Origin of the sequence: Thioalkalivibrio sp. ALE23 (genome assembly GCF_000378545.1) — a bacterium.
GTDB lineage: Bacteria > Pseudomonadota > Gammaproteobacteria > Ectothiorhodospirales > Ectothiorhodospiraceae > Thioalkalivibrio.
This window is the reverse complement of record NZ_KB900059.1, coordinates 1-4,061: the sequence shown is the minus strand read 5'-3', so window position 1 is coordinate 4,061 and position 4,061 is coordinate 1. Positions and strand designations below refer to the sequence as shown.

At 62.0% G+C, this 4,061-nt stretch carries 7 protein-coding genes; 4 read left to right on the top strand and 3 right to left on the bottom strand.

Annotated elements, in window-relative coordinates; genetic code table 11:
* The 3 genes from F573_RS14470 to F573_RS14465 form a co-directional block, all read right to left on the bottom strand.
* A partial coding sequence (locus tag F573_RS14470; protein WP_155986688.1) for a hypothetical protein occupies positions 1 to 440 on the bottom strand: 440 nt, incomplete at its 3' end.
* A complete protein-coding gene (locus F573_RS0113660) occupies positions 437 to 1,054 on the bottom strand; it encodes a uracil-DNA glycosylase (protein WP_038033557.1) in 618 nt (205 codons plus the stop codon). The genes F573_RS0113660 and F573_RS14470, both read right to left, overlap by 4 nt.
* Complete coding sequence (locus F573_RS14465) at positions 1,054 to 1,347, bottom strand: hypothetical protein (protein ID WP_019023059.1); 294 nt, start codon at positions 1,345 to 1,347, stop codon at positions 1,054 to 1,056. The genes F573_RS0113660 and F573_RS14465 overlap by 1 nt, the downstream gene beginning before the upstream one ends.
* A 229-nt stretch (positions 1,348 to 1,576) precedes the next feature.
* Here F573_RS14465 and F573_RS0113650 point away from each other — a divergent pair, with 229 nt between their 5' ends.
* The 4 genes from F573_RS0113650 (at position 1,577) to F573_RS0113635 (ending at position 4,054) form a co-directional block, all read left to right on the top strand.
* The gene (locus tag F573_RS0113650) at positions 1,577 to 1,954 is read left to right on the top strand and encodes a hypothetical protein (RefSeq protein ID WP_019023058.1); all 378 of its coding nucleotides are present in this window, start codon (positions 1,577 to 1,579) and stop codon (positions 1,952 to 1,954) included.
* Between the two features lie 3 nt (positions 1,955 to 1,957).
* Positions 1,958 to 2,338 carry a hypothetical protein gene (locus tag F573_RS14675; protein ID WP_019023057.1) on the top strand — a complete coding sequence of 127 codons (381 nt, stop codon included), beginning with the start codon at positions 1,958 to 1,960 and terminating at the stop codon, positions 2,336 to 2,338.
* A 167-nt stretch (positions 2,339 to 2,505) separates the two neighbouring features.
* Complete coding sequence (ssb, locus tag F573_RS0113640) at positions 2,506 to 2,979, top strand: single-stranded DNA-binding protein (protein WP_019023056.1); 474 nt, start codon at positions 2,506 to 2,508, stop codon at positions 2,977 to 2,979.
* Positions 2,980 to 3,124: 145 nt separating this feature from the next.
* The gene (locus F573_RS0113635; protein ID WP_019023055.1) at positions 3,125 to 4,054 is read left to right on the top strand and encodes an HDOD domain-containing protein; all 930 of its coding nucleotides are present in this window, start codon (positions 3,125 to 3,127) and stop codon (positions 4,052 to 4,054) included.
* Positions 4,055 to 4,061: the final 7 nt, after the last annotated feature.

Below are 4,061 nucleotides of genomic sequence, written 5' to 3'. Positions count from 1 at the left end.
GATTCGAGCGGGGCGGCCGGCTCCGCCTCCAGGGCATGAATCAGTTCCGCGCGCGGGACCAGCAACTCCGCAGCGAAGCGCGACGCGGCCCGAATACACGGTGCGGCCTCGGGTTCGGGTGCGAAACGCGCCTGCCCGATCGAAGAGACGGAGTGCCCCAGCGTCAGCAGCCCCACGGACCAGGCCGTCCAGAGACGGGTGTTGGTGATCGAGCATTCGGAAGGGAGTCGCAGCTGGATGGCCTGTGGTCCCCGGACATCAAGCCAGACCCGCCTTTCCGTCGCGGATACCTCGACGGCCAGAGCAAGGTTCGTGTCCGTCTGGATGATCTCCGTGATGGGCTCCAGTGGGACGGGCAGTGTTCCGTCCCAGACCAGCGAACGCAGATAGTCCGCGCAGGCCTTGACCCCGCCCTGTGGCAACGGGGTATGCGTGTTCACGCAGCCACCGCCCGATTCAGGAACCCGGCCACGCGGATCGCATCCCGACCCAGTGCCGCGATCGGTCGACGCCCGAGGGCTCCGTTGAACTGACGGTTCCAGGCCAGTCCGCTCGTGTGAGGCATCGGAACAACCGGGATCGAGCGGTAGGCCGGCAAGGCACGATCCATGGATTCCGTAGCCCCCATTGCCCGGGAGACGATGGTTTCGACCTGCGGGAGATAGGCCCCGCTGCGGATGTCACCACCGGCCAGGATACGCCCGGCGGTTTCGCCGACGGCGAGGATGACTGAAGGACGCTTGGTGTCGAGCGTCTGATCGAGACAGCCCATGCAGGTGTCGATTTCCGCGGCCTTCGGCCGCCGATTGCCCGGTGGGCGGCACCGCACGATATTGGCCCGGGCCCACGACGACCGGGGCAGACCCAGCGTGGTCGCGATCTCCTTTTCCAGCGTCTTGCCGGCGGATCCGATGAAGCCGACCCCATGGGCGTCTTCATCCGCCCCGGGCGCTTCACCGACCGCCAGAAGACCGCCATCCGGACCATCGGGCATCACAACCTGAGTCCGTTCCTGATGCAATTCGCACGCGATGCAGTTTTTGGCGCAGCCCATCAGGCCGCCCTCCCCTGTTCGAAGGAGACGCGCTGCGCGCCCTCCAGTGCCCGCCGGGCGTCATCCTCGCCCAGCACGCGGACCAGCCAACGCGCCTGACCGGCCGGGGAACGACGAGTCAGTCCCGCCATCAGGGATTCGATGGTGGGCGGGACGGCGGTATCCCCGGTCAGTCGAGCCGACTCCGGCAAGGACTCCGGCCCGATCGCTTCGATGAGATTCCGGATCAGGCCGAGACGGGCCCCTTCCGGGACCGACCCGGCCAGGGTGTTCAGTGATGCATCGTGTTCCATTGAGATCCTCTCCTTTCCTTGCGCACCCGCCTGGTGCGCTGTTTGCGAAGTGTACCGATTTCGAGCGATGGATGCCGCCCGATCTGCGCCGCGCATTATAGGCAAACGACACAGGTACGCGATTTCTTTTGCAGGCGTCCGGATTGGCTGAACCGGCCCCGTGAAAAAAATCGCGTAAACAATCCGATTCGATACACTCGGGGCAAATAACAGGCATCAGGAGGGCACGATGCTGAGCGCCCGAACCACGGAAATCATCGAACAGGGGAAAAGCCCGGTGGAGGTGCTGCCCCTGCATCTACCCGAAGGGCAAAAGGTGACCGGGCTGGCCGTGCATTGCAATGAATGCGGGGAGCAGGTGCCAACGGAAAAGACCCGCATCCTGCACCGTACGCCGGTCGCCGACACCCACGTTCTCGAGAGCGCCGGGATCTGCGACGAATGCCGGGTCGTCACCACCGCGTATCACCGGGTGATGCCGGACGGCCGCCTTCAGTGGGTCGAGAACGGCCGCTGGGTCCAGACCCCTTTTTTGCAGGAACAGCCGATTCCCTGGTGGGACATCGATCGGCGCATTAAACGCACGATTCGCAAGTTGAAGAGGTAAACAATGGCAAGCATCAAGATGACCGGCGCCGAGTTCCGGCGCTTCTACGACGACGAGGAGTGGTGGCCGGAAGGCGTGTTCCATGATGAGACGATCATCGAGTTCCGCAATGCCGGGCAGAAAGAGTGGCGCGAGGAGGAAAAGTGGCTGGATGCCACGGATCAAATCCCCGACGACGCGGAAGTTCGGATCACGGATGGCTATGTGGCACGCGACATCGGCGAAATCCATCCTGACGTGATCGGTTCTTTTCAGACGTACGTCAAGCGGTGGCGCAAGGAAGAGAAACGCAAGTCCGAGGTTCGGATGACCATTCGGGTGCCGGCCGAAAACGCGGATGCCGTACGCGAAGCGGTACGCAAGGCGGGTGGAAAAATTTTCTGAAAATCGGATTTCAAAAATCGACAAGGCGATCATCTTTGCTACGATGAATCCATCGGCGTTGCAGGACGGGGAATGAACCACCGGAATGCACCGCCCGGCCCCTACGGTTAATGCCGGGTGGAAACGTCGATACCTCGTTCAAAAGCAATGCAGAAGGAGTCAGTAAAATGGCAAAAGGCGTCAACAAGGTCATCCTCGTGGGCAACCTCGGGGCCGATGTCGAAAAGCGCGAAACCCCCGGCGGCACGTCCGTCGCGAACATGCGGATCGCCACGACCGAACAGTGGACCGACAAACAGAGCGGCGAAAAGCGCGAGAACACCGAATGGCATCGCATCGTGATGTTCGGCCGTCTCGCGGACATTTCTGCCCAGTATCTGGGCAAGGGATCGCAGGTCTACATCGAAGGCAAGCTGCAGACCCGCAAGTGGCAGGACCAGTCCGGCAACGATCGCTACACCACGGAAATCGTGGCGAGCGACATGCAGATGCTCGGTCAGCGCGGCGGCGGTGGTCAGGATACCGGCAATGCCGGCGGTAACACGGCTCCGGCAGCCAATGCGCAGGCCGGTGGTGATGACGGCGGGCCGAACTATTCGGCTGCGGGTGGCCCCCTTGATGATGACGACGTGCCGTTCTAACAGGTACCTGTTCGAAGGTGTAAAGAGCCGTATAAAAGGGGGCCACTGGCCCCCTTTTTTTGTGCCTAACGGTCGTGGGGTCGTCGCGTCGTTCGGTTACCGGGTACAATCCGCACGACTTGGAACGCCGAGGGAGCAAACAGGAATGGATCACCGAGAAATCCAGCTGGGGAACCGGCGCGAGGACTTCGAGAAAGATGTACTGGGAAGTCAGGGTTCGGGAAGGAACGAGGTTCGTCAATTTGTGGAGTTGATTCGGGACAAGGTCCAGAATAATCGCATTCGGGTACCGGTTTTTCCGTCCAATGCGGCGGAAGCCCTTCGAGCCTTTGAGGCGGATGAGTACGATATCGCGGAGGTGGCGCGCATCGCGCAGAAAGACCCGGGAATGAGTGCTCGCCTGATACAGCAAGCCAACAGCCCCGCCTATTGCGGTATGGAGAAGGTGCCAACAGTCAAGATGGCCATCACCCGTATGGGGCTGTCGCAAGCACGCCGCAGCATCATGACGATGGCGATGAATGCCGTGTTCCGGCAAGACCACGACCCGGTGGTAAACGACTACATCAACGCTTTTTGGCGCCACTCGATTCAGGTCGCCGCCCTGTCGCACCTGCTGGCCCGGTGCTTCGACCACCTGGACGCGGATAAGGCACTGCTGACCGGGTTAGTACACAACGTGGGCGCCCTGCCCGTTCTGGCCGAGATCAATCAGTACCCGGTGATCTATCGCAACGAAGAACTGCTGTACGCCGTCTGCGCGTTTATCCACGAAGAACTCTCGGCCCTCGTTCTCCAGCGATGGAATTTCGATTCCGAGACCATCCAGGCCGTGGCCGGGTACACCGATGTCGAACGATCGCCGTCCGAAGCGGACCCCGTAACCTATCTGGACGTCCTGCAGGCCGCGGACATCGAAAGCCGGCCGCCCAAGGGATCACCGCTCACCCACTGGCAGGAGCAGACGGGGAAAACACTGCCCGCCGTCCAGCGCGTTGCGCAATCCAGCGACGGCGAGTTGGATTGGGAGAAAGATCGAGCGGGCATGCAGGCGATCAACGCCATGCTGGCCTGACCCCTGC

Bases quoted from the DNA above. Each gene is read 5' to 3' on its own strand.
- F573_RS0113650 (WP_019023058.1), top strand. From the start codon at position 1,577: ATGCTGAGCGCCCGAACCACGGAAATCATCGAACAGGGGAAAAGCCCG.
- F573_RS14675 (WP_019023057.1), top strand. From the start codon at position 1,958: ATGGCAAGCATCAAGATGACCGGCGCCGAGTTCCGGCGCTTCTACGAC.
- F573_RS0113660 (WP_038033557.1), bottom strand. From the start codon at position 1,054: ATGGGCTGCGCCAAAAACTGCATCGCGTGCGAATTGCATCAGGAACGG.
- F573_RS14465 (WP_019023059.1), bottom strand. From the start codon at position 1,347: ATGGAACACGATGCATCACTGAACACCCTGGCCGGGTCGGTCCCGGAA.
- ssb (WP_019023056.1), top strand. From the start codon at position 2,506: ATGGCAAAAGGCGTCAACAAGGTCATCCTCGTGGGCAACCTCGGGGCC.
- F573_RS0113635 (WP_019023055.1), top strand. From the start codon at position 3,125: ATGGATCACCGAGAAATCCAGCTGGGGAACCGGCGCGAGGACTTCGAG.